Below are 14,994 nucleotides of genomic sequence, written 5' to 3'. Positions count from 1 at the left end.
GACGCGCCCGGAAGGGGCCGCCTCAGCCCGAGCAGGCGATCCGCTGAGCCTGCTGCCAGGCGCAGACCGGGCAGAGCGTGGTGCCCGGGTGGTCGGCGGGCAGCTCGGTCGGCTCGCCGCACAGGACGCAGTCGGCGCGCGGACCGGTCAGCGCCGGGTCGTGCACCAGGGCGGCCTCGGCACCTTCGGCAGGAGCCGGCGCGCAGACGGCCGTGTCCTCGTTCGTCTCCGTATCGCTCATGCCGCCTTCCTACTCCTCGCGCCCAGTGTGCGGCAAGGCGGGGGGCGGCTGACGGACGACAGACGACGGCGAACAGGTAACAGATGACAGATTTCAACATCTGTCATCTGTCATCTGTTACCTGTTCGCCGCCCCCTGCCTACCGAGCGCCAACCCGCGCCCCACCCGGCCCCAACCCCGCCGCCATCCGCCCCGGGCCCCCCGGTTACGGTGGCCCCCATGGGCCGAGATCTCCACCAGCGCCTCACCGCCGCCCGCGCCGCCGCACCGACGTATCCCGAGGTCGGAGCCACCCGGGGCGGGCCGCTCCCCCACGGGTACGCGCACCTGCGGCGCCGCGTGCACCTGGGCCACGGCCCCGACGTGCTGGAGCGGGCCGGCCGGTACGTCCTCGGCTGGGGCAGCCAGCTGGGCACCGGTTTCGCCGTCCACCCGCACGCGCCCGCCGCCGAAGGGGCCACGGTCCTGCTGCGGATCGCCCTGCCCGGCAGCCGGTGGCCGCGCCTCGTGATCCCCTGCCGCGTCGTGTGGACGGTGGACGAGCCGGACCGGATCGGCTTCGCCTACGGCACGCTGCCCGGCCACCCCGAGTGCGGCGAGGAGTCGTTCCTGGTGTCGATGGACGCCGACGGCGAGGTGTGGTTCGAGGTGGCCGCCTTCTCCCGGCTGGCCGCCTGGTACGCCCGCCTGGGCCGTCCGGTCGCGGCGCTGTGCCAGTACCTGGCCATCGAGCGTTACCTCGCCGCCGTCGCGTCCCGCGTCTGACGTCCGCTCAGCCGCCCAGGAAGGACAGCCGGACGGTCCGGCGCGGGTTGTCCCCGTTCGTGTCGACCAGGACGACGGACTGCCAGACGCCGAGCGCGAGTTGACCGCCGATCACGGGCAGGGTCGCGTGCGGGGCGACCAGTCCGGGCACGACGTGGTCGCGCCCGTGGCCCGCGCTGCCGTGGCGGTGGCGCCAGCGGTCGTCGGCGGGGAGCAGGTCGCGCAGGGTGGCGAGGAGGTCGTCGTCGCTGCCGGAACCGGTCTCGAGGACGGCGATGCCGGCGGTGGCGTGCGGGACGAAGACGTTGAGCAGGCCGTCACGGCCGGCGGCCCGCTCGGTGAGGAACGCGGCGCAGCGGTCGGTGATGTCGAGCGCGACCTCGCGGCTGCCGGTGGTGATCTCGAAGGTGGTGGTCTGGAAGGGGCTGGTGGGGTGGGAGTGGATGTTGTCCGCCATGAGCGCCATCCTGCCGGAAGCCGACCGCCGGTTCGCGCAAGCGCCACTGGAACGAGCACCACTCGAGTGGGACGAGCACCACTCGGCCAAGGAGCTCTCCGCCCGGCGGCACTCGACCCGCCGACCCGGACCCGTCCGGGTACGACGAAGACCCGACGGTCCTCGTGGTCCGCCGGGCCGGGTGCCGGGGTGCGGGTCGGGCCGGAGGCCGTGAGGCCTCGGGTCCTAGCCGCGACCGCCGAACAGGCTCCGCCGCAGCCGGCGCAGGGGCGCCAGCAGCGACACCCGTACGTGGCGGCGCGGCGACGCCGGGGCGCCGGCGCCGCGCGGCGTCAGCTCCCTTATCAGCCCGAGCGCCTCGGCAGTGTCCACCGCCGGGACGGCGGGCGCGCCGAGCACGGCCAGGTGTCGTTCGATCCGGCGGCCGGTCGCGCCGACACCGCACTGGATCGCCGGCACACGGGGCCGAGTCCGCACTTGCATGTGTTCCATCAGTTTTCCCACCCCTACGAGGCGCCAGGGCCGTGAGGCGAAGACTATCCGTGACGGACGGCCTTCGCGCAACCGTCCTTGGTGTTGTGCCACCGTATCGTGCGGCGTCAACTGACGATGCACCAGGGGCCACCCGGACCGGTCACGACTAGGCATCAATGATGGGTGCACGACCGGCCCTCCGTCAGCGGTTTCCGGAGGTACGGACCCGGCGCCCGGTCACGAGGCACGCGCCCGGCGCACGGGATCATCGGGAGTGCCCGGTGGCGCGGCCGGTATATAGGGGTCGCGCGCGGGAGGACGGAGGGGTCGGCACACGGGTCGGCGAAGCACGGGGCGGGGAACAGGACAGGGGCTGGGCAGGGGCTGGACAGGAGCCGGACAGGGGTCGCCCCGGAGGACGGACCACCAGCACCATGGGTATCACTCCACCGGAGCGATCACCGAATTGGATCATTCATGAAGTGAACACATTCGAGGGATTGACTCCGGCGTAACCTCCAAGCAATATCTCTTTCTACGCGCAGGGCTCGCACGTTGCCCAACTGCGTGTTCGAATGATGAAGGACTCCGGCTCCCCCGAGCCACTGCCCGGCCGCCTCGACGCTGCGGCGGCCAGGCTCGGACGGGTGCCCGGACCGGCGGCCGGCCGTAGAGGGTCGGCCGGGCCGCCACCAGGCTGCCGGTGCCGCCCCCACCAGGGCCCGGCACCGGCGGCTCCGGGTTCCGGGCCGGGCGCAGGACCGGACACGAGGACCGGACACGAGGACCACCGTCCGCCGCGAGCCCCGGATCACCCCCGACCGCTGCGCAGCCCTTCTCGGCGACCCCGCTCCGGAGCCCCCTCGCCCCGGCTGAAGCCCAGCTCAGAGGTCACGTCCGGGCGGTCGGTAGACTCGGCCAGCGTGTCACTCCTCCTCAGCATCGTGCTCCCGGTCCACGGCGTGGAGCGGTTCCTGCCGCGCTGCCTCGACTCGATCCTCGGCGACACCCCCGCCGCGGAGTCGCGCTTCGAGGTGATCGCGGTCGACGACCTCTCCCCTGACGGCTGCGGCGCGATCCTGGACGAGTACGCCGCCCGCGATCCGCGCCTGCGGGTCCTGCACCTCACCGAGAACCAGGGCCTCGGCGGCGCCCGTGCGGCCGCCCTGCCGCTCGTGCGCGGCGAGTACGTCTGGTTCGTCGACAGCGACGACTGGCTGCCGGAGCGGACCGTCAGCGTGGTCCTGGACGAGCTGCGCCACGAGGGCCGCCAGGCCGTCCCCGCCGACGTGCTGGTCACCGACTTCACCCACGTCTACCCGGACGGCGCGACCGAGCCCAACCCCTGGCGCCACGTGCTGCTCGGCTCCCCGCTCGTCGAGGGCTGCACGCTCGCCGAGCACCCGGCGCTGTTCCAGACGGTGATGTCGGTGTGGAACAAGGTCTTCCGCCGCGCGTACCTGGAGGGCCTCGGCGTCGCGTTCGGGCGCGGCTACTACGAGGACATCTCGGTCACCTACCCCGCGCTGCTCGCCGCCGAGCGGCTGCGCTACGTCGACCGCCCCTGCTACGTCTACCGCCGCAACCGGGACGGCGCGATCACCGCGACCGCCTCCCCCAAGCACGCCGACGTGTTCGCCCAGTACGACGCGATCTTCGCGTTCCTGGACCGCCCGGACCGCCCCGGCCGGCCCGTCCCGGAGTCGCTGCGCACGCTGGTCTTCGACCGGACCGTCCGCCAGGCGCTCAACGTCTACGACACCTCCGGGCTCGTGCCGGTCGAGCGGCGCAAGGACTTCTTCCACAGCATCTCCCGGCACTTCGCCCACCACCGGCCGGACGACTACCAGTTCCCCGGCGGCGTGCGCGGCGTGCAGTACCGGCTGGCGGCACGCGGCGCGCGGATCGCCTACGCGGAGCTGCGCCGCACCGGGCGGCTGCCGCGCGAACTCAAGCGCGGCGCGCGGGCGGTGGCGCCGGCGGTGCGCAAGGGGGTGCGCAGCGGTGCCCGGTTCACCGCGTACAACGCGTTCCGCCGGCTGCCGCTGGACGACACCCTCGCGGTCTACGCGGCGTACTGGCACCGGGGTTACGCGTGCAGCCCGGCCGCGATCTACGAGAAGGCGAAGGAACTCGTCCCGGAGATCCGGGGTGTGTGGGTCGTGGAGAACCGCACGCAGGCCGCGGCCATGCCGGCCGGGGTGCCGTACGTGATCGTCAACACCCCCGCCTACCTCAAGGTGATGGCGACCGCCCGGTACTTCGTCAACAACGTCAACTTCCCGCACACGATGGCCAAGCGGCCGGGCACGGTGCACGTCCAGACCCAGCACGGCACCCCGCTGAAGGCGATGGGCATGGACCTGCGGGACCGTCCCGAGGCCGCCGACGGCATGGACTTCGACCGGCTCCAGGAGGCCGTCGACCGCTGGGACTTCCTCGTCTCCTCCAACCCGCACACCAGCGAGCACTTCGCCCGCGCCTTCCCCGGCCGCTACGAGATGCTCGACACCGGCTACCCGCGCAACGACCGCCTGGCCAACGCCACCCCGGACGAGGTGCGCGCGATGCGCGAGCGGATCGGCCTGCGTCCGGGCCGCACGGCGGTGCTGTACGCGCCGACGCACCGCGAGGGCCAGGGCGGCTACGTGCCGCTGCTGGACGTGAAGGACCTGGCCCGGCGGCTCGGCCCCTCGCACACGCTGCTGGTGCGCACGCACTACTTCCACACCACCGGCCCGGGGGACCTGGTCGCGGGCGAGGACGCGGCGGAGATCGTGGACGTCTCGGCGCACCCGTCCGTGGAGGACCTCTACCTCGCGGCGGACGTGCTCGTGACGGACTACTCGTCGATGATGTTCGACTACGCCGTGCTGGACCGGCCGATCGTCGTGTTCGCGCCGGACTGGGACGACTACCGGCGGGTGCGCGGGGTGTACTTCGACCTGTTCGCGGAGCCGCCGGGCGCGGTCACGGTGGACGCGGACGGGCTGGCGGCGGCGCTGCTCGCGGGCGACGCGGATCCGGCGGCGCGGGCGCGGTTCCGGGCGAAGTTCTGCCCGTGGGACGACGGCGGGGCGGCGGAGCGGGTGGTGCGCCGGGTGTTCCCGGTCGCGGGCTGACGGAGAACGACCGGCAAACGAATGACAGCTGACAGATAACAGATTTCGAAATCTGTTATCTGTCAGCTGTCATTCGTCAGGCGATCGGGGCCGGTGCCGCCGGTACGGCGACCGGCCCCGTCACGGCGGGCTCAGCCCCGGCGGGCGGCCAGGAACTCGTCGAAGGTCAGGTAGCCCTGGTGGTGGGTGTCCATGGCGTGGATGAGCGCCTCGGCCATCGACAGCGTCACGTCGTGGTCGCCCATCTCGTTCGCGACCAGCGCGTACTCGGCCGGAGTGATCTTGCCATCGCCGTTCTTGTCGAAACGGTCGAAGAGCGCCTTGATCTCCTCGGTGCTCTGCATGGTTGCCCTCCTGGGAACTGCGGGTTGTGCGGTGTTCGGACGGGCGTACCCTACCCGGCCCCGGTGCACCGTCCGTGGCGCGGGCCACGCCCTGAGGGAGTGGACGGGCGGCGGGGCCGGTGGCGTAGTCTGCGGAACCGATACCGGCCCGGGCTCCTCCCGGGCGCTCGTTCGTCCAGGGAGGGACCATGCTCGATCTCGTCACCAGGCTGGTGCTGAAACCCGTCTCGCGCGGCATCTGGCGGCCGGTCATCGAAGGTGTCGAGAACGTGCCGCGCAAGGGCGGGGTCATCCTCGCCAGCAACCACCTGTCGTTCATCGACAGCGTGGTGATCCCGCTGACCGCCCCGCGCCGGGTCCACTTCCTCGCCAAGGCCGAGTACTTCACCGCCCCGGGGTTCAAGGGCCGCCTCTCCAAGGGCTTCTTCGAGGCGATCGGCGCCGTGCCGGTCGAGCGCGGCACCTACCGCTCCGCCCAGGCCTCCCTGGAGTCCGCGCTGGAGATCCTGGAGGACGGCAAGGCCTTCGGCATCTACCCCGAGGGCACCCGCTCGCTCGACGGCCGCCTCTACCGCGGCAAGACGGGCGTCGCGTGGCTCGCACTGACGGCGGGCGTACCGGTCGTGCCGGTGGCGCTGGAGGGGCCGGAGCAGATCCTGCCGGTGGGCAAGCGGGTGCCGCGCCTCAAGAAGGTGACCGTCCGCTTCGGTGAGCCGCTGCACTTCGACGAGCTGCACGGGCAGGCGCGCTCGGCCAGGGCCCGCCGCCAGGTCACCGACGAGGTGATGGCGGCGATCCAGCGGCTGTCCGGCCAGGAGGTCGCGGAGGGCTACAACGAGGCGCCGAAGGCGGCGTAGCCGCGGCCGTCGGGTCCCCTCGCCTCACTTTGGCTCGTCAGACGTACCCCAGGCTCCGGACCGGCCCGTCACACGTACCCCCGGCCTCGGGCCGGCTCGTCAGACGTGCCCCAGGACCGCCGGCTCCGGGGCGTCGGGCACCTGGGGTGCCTCGCGGCGCAGCAGGGCCGCGTACCGGCCGTCCAGCGCCACCAGTTCGTCGTGGGCGCCGAGTTCGACGACCGCGCCGTGGTCGAGGACGGCGATCTGGTCGGCTCCGCGCACGGTGGAGAGCCGGTGGGCGATGGTGATCGTGGTGCGGCCCGCGGAGAGGGTGTCAACGGCCTCCTGGACGGCGCGCTCGGTGCGGTTGTCGAGCGCGCTGGTGGCTTCGTCGAGGATCAGGACGGGCGGGTTGCGCAGGATCGTGCGGGCGAGGGCGAGGCGCTGCTTCTCGCCGCCGGAGAAGCGGTAGCCGCGTTCGCCGACCAGGGTGTCGTAGCCCTCGGGCAGGCCGGCGATGGTGTCGTGGACCTGGGCGGCGCGGGCGGCCTCGACGAGTTCGTCGTCGGTGGCGTCCGGTTTGGCGAAGCGCAGGTTCTCGGCGACGGAGGCGTGGAAGAGGTACGTCTCCTGGGAGACGACGCCGACGGCGCGGGCGAGGGTGTCGAAGGAGAGGTCGCGCACGTCCTCGCCGTCGATGGTGACGCGGCCTCCGGTCACGTCGTACAGCCGGGGGACGAGGTAGCTGAGGGTGGTCTTGCCGGAGCCGGTCTCGCCGACCACGGCGAGCGAGCTCCCGGCCGGGACGGTGAGGTCGACCCCGGCGAGCGTGGGGCGCTCCTGCCCGCCGTCGTAGCGGAAGTCGACGCCCTCGAAGCGGACCTCGCCGCGGATCCGGTCCAGGGTCACGGGCCGCGGCCGTTCGGCGATCTCGACCGGGAGGTCGAGGTACTCGAAGATGCGCTGGAACAGCGCGAGCGAGGTCTGGACGTCGACGCCGGTGGAGAGCAGGCCGACGGTCGGACGGAACAGGCCCTGCTGGAGCGTGGTGAAGGCGACCAGGGTGCCGACCGAGACGATCGGCGCGCCGCCGGCGGCGGTCAGCCCGGCCGCCCAGTAGATGACGGCGGGCATCGCGGCCATCACGATCTGGATGGTGTTCATCCGCCAGCGCCCGGCCATGCTGGCCCGCACCTCCAGGTCGGCGAGGCGGTCGGACTGCTCGGTGAACTCCCGGGCGAGGGAGCCGGAGCGGCCCATCGTGCGCCCGAGCAGGATGCCGCTCACCGAGAGCGACTCCTGGACCGCCGAGCTCATCGCGGCCAGCTGCTTCTGCCGCTCGGTGGTGATCTTCTTGCGCTCGTTGCCGACCCGACGGCTGATCCAGACGAACAGCGGCAGCAGGAGCAGCGAGACGACCGTCAGCCGCCAGTCGAGCGCGACCATCGCGACGACGGAGGCGACGACGGCGGTGAAGTTGGAGACCAGGCTGGTGGCGGTGGACGTCACCGTCGACTGCATGCCGCCGATGTCGTTCGCGATCCGGGACTGCACCTCGCCGGTGCGGGTGCGGGTGAAGAACGCGAGGGACTGGCGCTGGAGGTGGCCGTAGACGGCGGTGCGCAGGTCGTGCATGACGCGCTGGCCGACGGTGGTGGAGATCAGCGTCTGGAGGACGTTGAACACGCTGTTCACGACGGCGGCGGCGATCATGCCGAGCACGAGCACGCTCAGCAGGCCGGTACGGCCGTGCGGGATCGCGGTGTCCAGGACGGCGCGCAGCAGGAACGGCGAGACGACCGAGACGACGGCGGAGGCGCCGACCAGCAGTCCGACGGTGGCGAGGCGGCCCGCGTAGGGGCGGAAGAGCGCGAGGATGCGCCGCCACTGCGCGGGCGGGCGTGGTTCGCCCTCGTCGCGCGGGGACGGGGTCCAGTCGATTCTGTCGGGCCTCAAGGGCGGACCTCCGGGGGTCGGGCGGCCGGGCAGCCGGGCGGCCGCCAGCATAGCGAGAGTAGCTCATAGTTAGACTAGCTAATAGTGAGGGTCGCCCTATTCCCGCGGCGCGCGTGGCCGCCCGCCCGATCACGCCGTGTGCCGCGGGTGAACGGGGGCCGCCCGTCCACCCGCCTGGCGCGGCCGACCGGTCGGTCCGTCCGCCCCGTCCACCCGTCCCACCCGCCCGCCGCGCCCGTTCCACCCGCCTGGCGCGGTCGGTCCGTCCCGCGCCGTCAGTCCGTCCGGTAGGTGCGCGCCGCCTTGTTGGAGAGCCCGCCCAGCTTCCCGGACGGCAGTACCCGGGCCAGCGCCACCGCGGCCTTGTACCGCTTGCCCGGCACCGACACCGACCGGCCGCGCCCGAGGTCGCGCAGCGCCTCCTCCACGACCCGCTCGGCCGAGAGCCAGGACCAGGACGGGATGTTGCCGGTGCCCATGCCGGCCCGCTCGTGGAACTCGGTCCGCGTGAAGCCCGGGCACAGCGCCATCATCCGCACCCCGCTGCCGCCGAGGTCGCGCAGCACCCCCTGGGTGAAGCTCACCACCCACGCCTTGCTCGCCCCGTACGTGCCGCGCGGCAGGAACGCCGCCACGGAGGCGACGTTGATGATCGCGCCCCGGCCGCGGTCGCGCATCCCGGGCAGCGCCGCCGTCGTCAGCCGGAGGACCGCCTCGACGTGCACCTTCAGCATGTCCAGCTCGTCCTGGAGCGGGACGGTCAGGAAGGGGCCGCGGTTGCCGAAGCCCGCGTTGTTGACGAGCAGGTCCACCGGGCGGGCGGCGTCGGCCAGCCGCGCCTCGACGGCGCCGATGCCCTCGTCGGTCGCGAGGTCGGCGGTCAGCACCTCCGTCTCGACGCCGTACTTCCCCTGCAGGTCGGCGGCGGTGCGCTCCAGGCGCTCGGTGTCGCGGGCCACCAGGACGAGCCGGTAGCCGCCGCGGGCGAGCCGGCGGGCGAACGCGGCTCCGATGCCGGCGGTCGCGCCGGTGATCAAGGCTGTGGTCATGCCCCCGACCGTACCGACTCGCCGCGACCGGGCCCACACCCAGGGCAACATCCCTGCTCAGCGGACTGCGGATGCACGGCCCCGGCCCGGCTCGTAAGGTCGGACAGGGGCATCGCCCAACCGGGTGATGACATCCGCGTGAGGAGGCATGCCTGATGCTTACTCAGTTCCGGACCGAAGCGGGCCCGGTGTCACCCAGCGCGACGCCGGTCGAGGCCGTCACACTCGCGAGCCTGATGGTGGAGGACGAGGCCGTCGTGACCGACGCGCCCACGTACCGCCCCGACGCCGCGGTCGCGCTGCTGCTCCTGCTGTCGCCCAAGGAGCCGAGCCCGAAGCGGCCCGAGGAGCGGCCGAGCCGGTAGCCCGGCAGCCGGCGGCCGGTAGTCCGTAGTCGGTGGCCTGCTGGCCTGCTGACCGCCCGGTCTACGGCCACGGCGACGGCCGCGGCCACGACACCTGCGACCCGCCGCCATCCCCGAGACCTCTCGTGAGCCGTCGAGGTTCCCTCGTGAACCCTCCCGGACTCCGGAAGGAGGACCAGCGCACCATGCCGTTCGCCGAGACACCACTGCGCGACGAGTACGCCGCGGCCGTCGAGCGGATGGCCCGCCGGACCCTCGACGCCCTCCGGGGCGCCGGGGGAACGGCCTCGCTCACGGAGCCTGACGGGCTGCTGGCCTCCTTGCTGACCGACCCGGAGGGCTCCGTACCCGGGGCTGTGCTCGCGGCGGCGCGCATACTCGGCCCGGACCTGTTCGCTCCTCAACTCTTCAACGCTCGTTCACCGTTGGATCCACTGAATCCGTTGGCTCCGTTGGATCCGTCAGATCTGTCGAATCCGTCGAATCCGCTGAAGGAGTCGACCCTCGTGCCGCTGGACGACGCCGCAGCCCGGCTACTGGCCGAAGCCCGACGGGTCTTTCCGCCGCCCGCCGCCGACTCGTGGGACGGTACCCCGACCGGCCCACCTCCGCCCGCCGACGATGCGAACCTCGTGATCGCCTGGCAGGACTGGGCGGCCTCCGCACTGCTCGCGCGCACACCGTACGGCGGCGAGGCCGCCCCGCCTCCCGCCGCCGTGCCGCGGCCGGGCCCCCGACCGGGCTCGCCCCCGGGCCCGCGCGACTGGCAGGCGTGGTCCGTCCGCATGGCGCAGCTGTCCGTGCTCGCCCTGCCCGGTCTCGACGGCCCCGTGCACGAACTCGCCCGCACCCACACCCTCGACCTCGCGCGCGGCACCGCCCGCTCGATGCTCCGCCGGGACCTTCGCACCGCCGCCCGGCTCGCCCGCTGGCTCGCCTGGGCGCGGGCCGACGGCCGTCCGCTACGGCTGGAGGTCGGGCCCGTGCTGGAACGGATCCACCTGACCGGCGACGGAAGCGCCCGCACGTTGCTCGAACTCGCCATCGCCGACCGCCTGTTGAACGGTCCGCCGGAACCGGTCCGGGCGAGGGCGGCACGATGACGGCCGACACGCGCGTGCTGGCCACCGCGCAACGCCTCGGCTCGCACGCGCTGGACTGGCTGGACACCGGCCGCCGGAACGGGTTCGGCCGGCTCCCCGACAACACCGTCGTCGACCTCGCCGACCCCAACGACGCCTACAAGCCGCTCGGCGAACTCGCCCTCGCCGCCTCCCTCGTCCTGCGCGACGGCGTGACCGGCCCCGGCGACACCCGCACGGCACACGGCCTCCTCGACTTCGCCTGGGACCAGGTGCGCGCGGGCGACCTCCTGTACGAACGACAGTTGCGCCACCTCGCGATGACCGACCCGCTGGAGACGTACGCCCACTTCGCCCGCGCCGGCTACCGGCACGCCGCGATGGAGGAACTCCTGGACTCGCTCGGCCGGTTGCGGGCGGTCCACGCCGTCGAGGCCGAACCCAACCGGAAGCTGGCCGTCGCCAACGCCCGCCGGATCGTCGGGCTCGCCGACCGACCGGACTGGGCGGCACTCGCCGCCGCCACCTGGCTCGGTGCGACACCGGAGCCGTGGGCCGTCGACTGGATGACCGCCTACCGGATCACCCACACCGTCTTCCACCTCACCGACTGGGGCGCCCGCCCGGACGGCCTGCCGGAACCGGTGCGCGCCTACGTGCGCGACTGGCTGCCCGTCTGGCTCGACGTCTGGCTGGAGATCGGACAGTGGGACCTCGCCGCCGAACTGCTCGCCGTCGACGCGTGCGTCGGCGAACCGGTCACCGGGCGGCAGGGCTGGGACGCGCTGGTCACCGCACAGCACGCGGACGGGCTGCTGCCACGCGACTCCGAACCGGTCGACGCGGACCCGGAACAGGCCTTCCGGGACCACCAACACACGGCGGTAGTGGGGGTGGTGGCCGCCACCATCACCCTGTCCCGCGCGCTCGGCGGCACGCCGGTGGCGACGTGAGTGGGGCGGACAGGAGTCTGTCCGCCCTGGTCGAGGCGGCCGGACCGTCCGCGACGGCCGTCACTCTGGCCATGGCGCGCGGGAGTTCGGCGGAGGTGCGGTGCCACGGGCGGCTCGGACGCGCCCCGAGCGCGCCGGACTGCACGCCCGACACCGTCTTCGAACTCGGTTCCGTCACGAAGACGTTCACCGCGCTGCTGCTCGCGGCGATGGCCGCGAGCGGCGAACTCACGCTGAACGATCCGCTGGAACTCCACCTCCCGTGCTCCTGGCGGCCGTTGACCGTCCGATCGGGCGGGCCGATCCGACTCCTCCACCTGGCCACGCACACCGCGGGCCTCCACCGCCTGCCGCCCGGCCTGCTGGCGGGCGCCGTCCGGGCCTGGTACAGCAATCCGTACGGGGCTTACGGGGAGCAGGAGTTGAGGAATGCGGTGGCCCGAACCACCGTCCGCACCAAGCCCGGCAGCCGGTACGGGTACTCCAACTACGGGGTCGCACTGCTCGGCCGCCTCCTCGCCGAGACGGGTGGTGCGCCGTACGCCGAACTCCTCGCCGAACGGATCGGCCGGCCCCTGGGGCTGCGGACGCTGGCCTGCGCGCCGGACACCCCGGACCGCGCCATCGGACACCGGCGCGGCCGGGCACTGCCGCCGTGGCGGATGCCCGGCCTTCCGGGCGCGGGCGCGGCCCGGGCGAGCGGCGCGGACCTGCTGCGCTTCCTGCAGGCGCATGTCGGCACGTGGCCGGGCGAGTCGGGCGACACGGGGGACGGCGAGCCGGGTGGCGAGCTGGGCGCGGCGCTGCGGGAGGTGCAGCTCCCCCGGCTGCGACTGCCAGGGTCCGGCGACGAGGTGTGCCTGGTGTGGAACCACCGACGGGCCGGCGACCGGGACCTGTTCTTCCACTCCGGCGCCACGCGCGGGTTCACCGCGTTCGTGGGTTTCTCACCACAGACGGAGAGCGCCGTCGCCGCTCTCGCCAACACCGGGCCGACGATGGACGGGCGGTTCCTGCGGGTCGGGTACGGGGTGCTGAGGGAGGTGGCGGGGAACAGATAACAGCTGACAGATAACAGATTTCGAAATCTGTTATCTGTCAGCTGTTATCTGTCATCCGTCGGCTGCCATCCGCCGCTCCCCACCCGCTCAGACCGCAACCGCCTTCGCCCGGTCCGCCGCGATGTGCAGGGCGAGTCCGCCGAGGACCGTGCCCATCGCGTAGCGCTGGATGCGGAGCCAAGCCGGGCGACGGTTGAAGAAGGACGCGATGCTGCCCGCACTCGCCGCTATCAGTCCGTTGACGGTGACCGCCACGACGACCTGGGTGAGGCCGAGCACCAGACTCTGGGCCGCGACGTGACCACGCGCCGGGTCGACGAACTGGGGCAGCAGGGACAGGTACATGATGGCGATCTTGGGATTGAGCAGGCAGGTCAGGAAGCCCATCCCGAACAGCTTGCGCGGCGAGTCGTGCGGCAGTTGCTGCGGCGCGAAGACCGGCGCGCCACCCGGCTTGACAGCCTTCCACGCGAGCCACAGCAGGTACCCGGCCCCGGCGAGCTTGATCGCCGCATAGAGCGCCGGCACCACCGTGAACACCGCGGCGACGCCAACCGTCACGGCCCCGAGGTAGACCAGGAATCCGGCCGCGACCCCGACCAGCGACACCAGCCCGGCCCGGCGGCCCTGGGCGATCGAGCGCGAGACCAGGTAGATCATGTTGGGCCCGGGGGTGAGCACCATGCCCAGCGCCACGGCGGCGATTCCGAGCAGGGCGTGCGGGGCGGCGGCGGGGATCAGCAGGTCCATGCGAGGAGGCTAGGCCGCACTCCGAGCTCGATGCAATGATAACTTTGCGCTCGGTGCAATCAGCGCAATCCCGCCGAGCACGACCGACACGGAGGGCCCGTCGATGGACGACTACCGGCTCATCGCCGACGAGATCGCCAACGCCATCACCGACGGACGGCTTCGCCCCGGGCAACAGCTCCCCACCCAACGCGCCTTCGCCCGCCGCCGCGGCATCGCCGCCTCGACCGCCGGGCGCGTCTACCGGGAACTGGCCCTCCGGGGGCTCACCACCGGCGAGGTCGGCCGCGGCACCTTCGTCCGCGCCGACCAGCGGGCGCCCGGCCCCCACATCCCGCTCGCCGAACCGGCCGGGGCACCCATCGACCTGGAGCTCAACTACCCCGTCGTGCCCGAGCAGGCGCTGCTCGGCGCCGCCCTCGCACCGATGCTTCGGGCGGACGCACTCGACGCCGCGCTGCGCCCGGTGGGGGCAATCGGGACGGCCGCCGCCCGCCACGCGTTCGCCCAGCTGGCGTCCGGGCCGCACGGCTCGCCCTCGTGGCAGGCATCGCCCGAGGACGTGCTGTTCGCGGGCAACGGCCGGCAGGCGGTCGCCGGCGCGCTCTCCGCGCTCGTACCGCCCGGAGGGCGGCTCGGGGTCGAGGCGTTGACGTACCCCGTGGTCAAGGCCGTCGCGCAGCGGCTGGGGATCACTCTCGTACCACTGGCCGTCGACGAGCACGGCCTCCGGACCGGCGCCGTCACCGCCGCGCACCGGGCCGCGCCGCTCAGCGCCGTCTACCTCCAGCCCCGCCTGCAGAACCCGCTCGGCGGAAGCCTCCCACCCGAGCGCCGGGCAACCCTCGCCGACGAGCTGCGCCGTCTCGACCTGCCCGTCATCGAGGACGCCATCTGGTCCTTCCTGCGACCCGACCTCGTGCCCCTCGCAGCCCTGCTGCCCGAGCGAACGATCCTGGTGGACAGCGTCTCCAAGCGCCTGGCCCCGGGCCTGACCACCGGGTTCGCCGTCGTCCCCGGCGCATTCCGCGACCGGATGGCCGCAGCACTGCGGTCCGGCGGATGGACGCCCAGCGGGTTCGCGCTGGAGGCGGTCGTCCGCTGGGTCGGGGACGGCGCCGTCGCGGCGGTCGAGGCGGCGAAGCGCTCGGATGCGACCGCGCGTCAGCTACTCGCACGGGAAGTGCTGGCAGGACAGCACCTGCGCGCAGACCCGTGCTCCTACTACGTGTGGTGGGAACTGCCGGCGGCGTGGCGGGCGGAAACGTTCGTGGCCGCCGCGGCGCGCGAGAGCATCGCGATCACCCCGGCCGCAGCCTTCGCCGTGGACCCCAGGGTGTCTCCGTCCGCCGTCCGGGTCGGCCTCGCGTCGCCGCCGGTCCCGGTCCTGACACATGCCCTGGAGACCCTCGCCAGGATCGCCCGGAGCACGCCGGAGGAACTGCTGGAGTGAGGGCCGACGGGCGACGACGAACAGCTGACAGATAACAGATTTCGAAATCTGTTATCTGTCAGCTGTCATCTGTTACCCGTCGC

At 73.0% G+C, this 14,994-nt stretch carries 15 protein-coding genes; 8 read left to right on the top strand and 7 right to left on the bottom strand.

Annotated elements, in window-relative coordinates; genetic code table 11:
- Positions 1 to 22 precede the first annotated feature (22 nt).
- On the bottom strand, positions 23 to 241 hold the full coding sequence (locus ACFVSN_RS10590; protein WP_387954536.1) for a hypothetical protein: 219 nt from the start codon (positions 239 to 241) through the stop codon (positions 23 to 25).
- A 219-nt stretch (positions 242 to 460) separates the two neighbouring features.
- On the opposite strand from ACFVSN_RS10590, the gene ACFVSN_RS10585 reads away from it, so the two are divergent.
- The gene (locus ACFVSN_RS10585) at positions 461 to 1,006 is read left to right on the top strand and encodes a DUF1990 family protein (protein ID WP_380437181.1); all 546 of its coding nucleotides are present in this window, start codon (positions 461 to 463) and stop codon (positions 1,004 to 1,006) included.
- A 7-nt stretch (positions 1,007 to 1,013) separates the two neighbouring features.
- Here ACFVSN_RS10585 and ACFVSN_RS10580 read toward each other — a convergent pair whose 3' ends face one another.
- Positions 1,014 to 1,463, bottom strand: coding sequence for a YjbQ family protein (locus tag ACFVSN_RS10580; protein WP_380437183.1), 450 nt, complete (start codon positions 1,461 to 1,463; stop codon positions 1,014 to 1,016).
- A gap of 225 nt (positions 1,464 to 1,688) precedes the next feature.
- Complete coding sequence (locus tag ACFVSN_RS10575) at positions 1,689 to 1,955, bottom strand: hypothetical protein (protein ID WP_359957622.1); 267 nt, start codon at positions 1,953 to 1,955, stop codon at positions 1,689 to 1,691.
- A 905-nt stretch (positions 1,956 to 2,860) separates the two neighbouring features.
- Between ACFVSN_RS10575 and ACFVSN_RS10570 the strand changes: the two genes are divergently transcribed.
- Positions 2,861 to 5,059, top strand: coding sequence for a CDP-glycerol glycerophosphotransferase family protein (locus tag ACFVSN_RS10570; protein WP_387954534.1), 2,199 nt, complete (start codon positions 2,861 to 2,863; stop codon positions 5,057 to 5,059).
- A gap of 131 nt (positions 5,060 to 5,190) precedes the next feature.
- On the opposite strand, the gene ACFVSN_RS10565 is transcribed toward ACFVSN_RS10570, so the two are convergent.
- The gene (locus ACFVSN_RS10565; RefSeq protein WP_359957616.1) at positions 5,191 to 5,403 is read right to left on the bottom strand and encodes an EF-hand domain-containing protein; all 213 of its coding nucleotides are present in this window, start codon (positions 5,401 to 5,403) and stop codon (positions 5,191 to 5,193) included.
- Between the two features lie 188 nt (positions 5,404 to 5,591).
- Between ACFVSN_RS10565 and ACFVSN_RS10560 the strand changes: the two genes are divergently transcribed.
- Entirely contained in the window at positions 5,592 to 6,260 is a 669-nt protein-coding gene (locus ACFVSN_RS10560; protein WP_359957613.1) for a lysophospholipid acyltransferase family protein, read from the top strand.
- A 99-nt stretch (positions 6,261 to 6,359) separates the two neighbouring features.
- On the opposite strand, the gene ACFVSN_RS10555 is transcribed toward ACFVSN_RS10560, so the two are convergent.
- Positions 6,360 to 8,198 (bottom strand): ABC transporter ATP-binding protein, encoded by a 1,839-nt coding sequence (locus ACFVSN_RS10555; RefSeq protein ID WP_387954532.1) that lies wholly within the window; start codon positions 8,196 to 8,198, stop codon positions 6,360 to 6,362.
- 275 nt (positions 8,199 to 8,473) lie between these two features.
- Entirely contained in the window at positions 8,474 to 9,247 is a 774-nt protein-coding gene (locus ACFVSN_RS10550) for an SDR family NAD(P)-dependent oxidoreductase (RefSeq protein ID WP_387954530.1), read from the bottom strand.
- 155 nt (positions 9,248 to 9,402) lie between these two features.
- Between ACFVSN_RS10550 and ACFVSN_RS10545 the strand changes: the two genes are divergently transcribed.
- The 4 genes from ACFVSN_RS10545 to ACFVSN_RS10530 all read left to right on the top strand — a co-directional run bounded on the left by ACFVSN_RS10545 (position 9,403) and on the right by ACFVSN_RS10530 (position 12,708).
- Positions 9,403 to 9,612: a hypothetical protein gene (locus tag ACFVSN_RS10545; RefSeq protein WP_380437191.1), complete on the top strand. Its 210-nt coding sequence runs from the start codon at positions 9,403 to 9,405 to the stop codon at positions 9,610 to 9,612.
- A 185-nt stretch (positions 9,613 to 9,797) separates the two neighbouring features.
- Positions 9,798 to 10,715 (top strand): hypothetical protein, encoded by a 918-nt coding sequence (locus tag ACFVSN_RS10540; protein WP_387954528.1) that lies wholly within the window; start codon positions 9,798 to 9,800, stop codon positions 10,713 to 10,715.
- Entirely contained in the window at positions 10,712 to 11,647 is a 936-nt protein-coding gene (locus ACFVSN_RS10535; protein ID WP_387590073.1) for a DUF6895 family protein, read from the top strand. Before ACFVSN_RS10540 ends, ACFVSN_RS10535 begins: the two co-directional genes overlap by 4 nt.
- On the top strand, positions 11,644 to 12,708 hold the full coding sequence (locus ACFVSN_RS10530) for a serine hydrolase domain-containing protein (RefSeq protein ID WP_387954526.1): 1,065 nt from the start codon (positions 11,644 to 11,646) through the stop codon (positions 12,706 to 12,708). The genes ACFVSN_RS10535 and ACFVSN_RS10530 overlap by 4 nt, the downstream gene beginning before the upstream one ends.
- Before the next feature lie 87 nt (positions 12,709 to 12,795).
- On the opposite strand, the gene ACFVSN_RS10525 is transcribed toward ACFVSN_RS10530, so the two are convergent.
- Positions 12,796 to 13,458, bottom strand: coding sequence for a LysE family translocator (locus ACFVSN_RS10525; RefSeq protein ID WP_387954524.1), 663 nt, complete (start codon positions 13,456 to 13,458; stop codon positions 12,796 to 12,798).
- Positions 13,459 to 13,561: 103 nt separating this feature from the next.
- On the opposite strand from ACFVSN_RS10525, the gene ACFVSN_RS10520 reads away from it, so the two are divergent.
- On the top strand, positions 13,562 to 14,911 hold the full coding sequence (locus ACFVSN_RS10520) for a PLP-dependent aminotransferase family protein (RefSeq protein WP_387954522.1): 1,350 nt from the start codon (positions 13,562 to 13,564) through the stop codon (positions 14,909 to 14,911).
- Positions 14,912 to 14,994 lie beyond the last annotated feature (83 nt).

The sequence above is a fragment of the Kitasatospora sp. NPDC057904 genome (assembly GCF_042887925.1).
GTDB lineage: Bacteria > Actinomycetota > Actinomycetes > Streptomycetales > Streptomycetaceae > Kitasatospora.
This window is presented reverse-complemented; position numbering and strand designations above follow the sequence as displayed.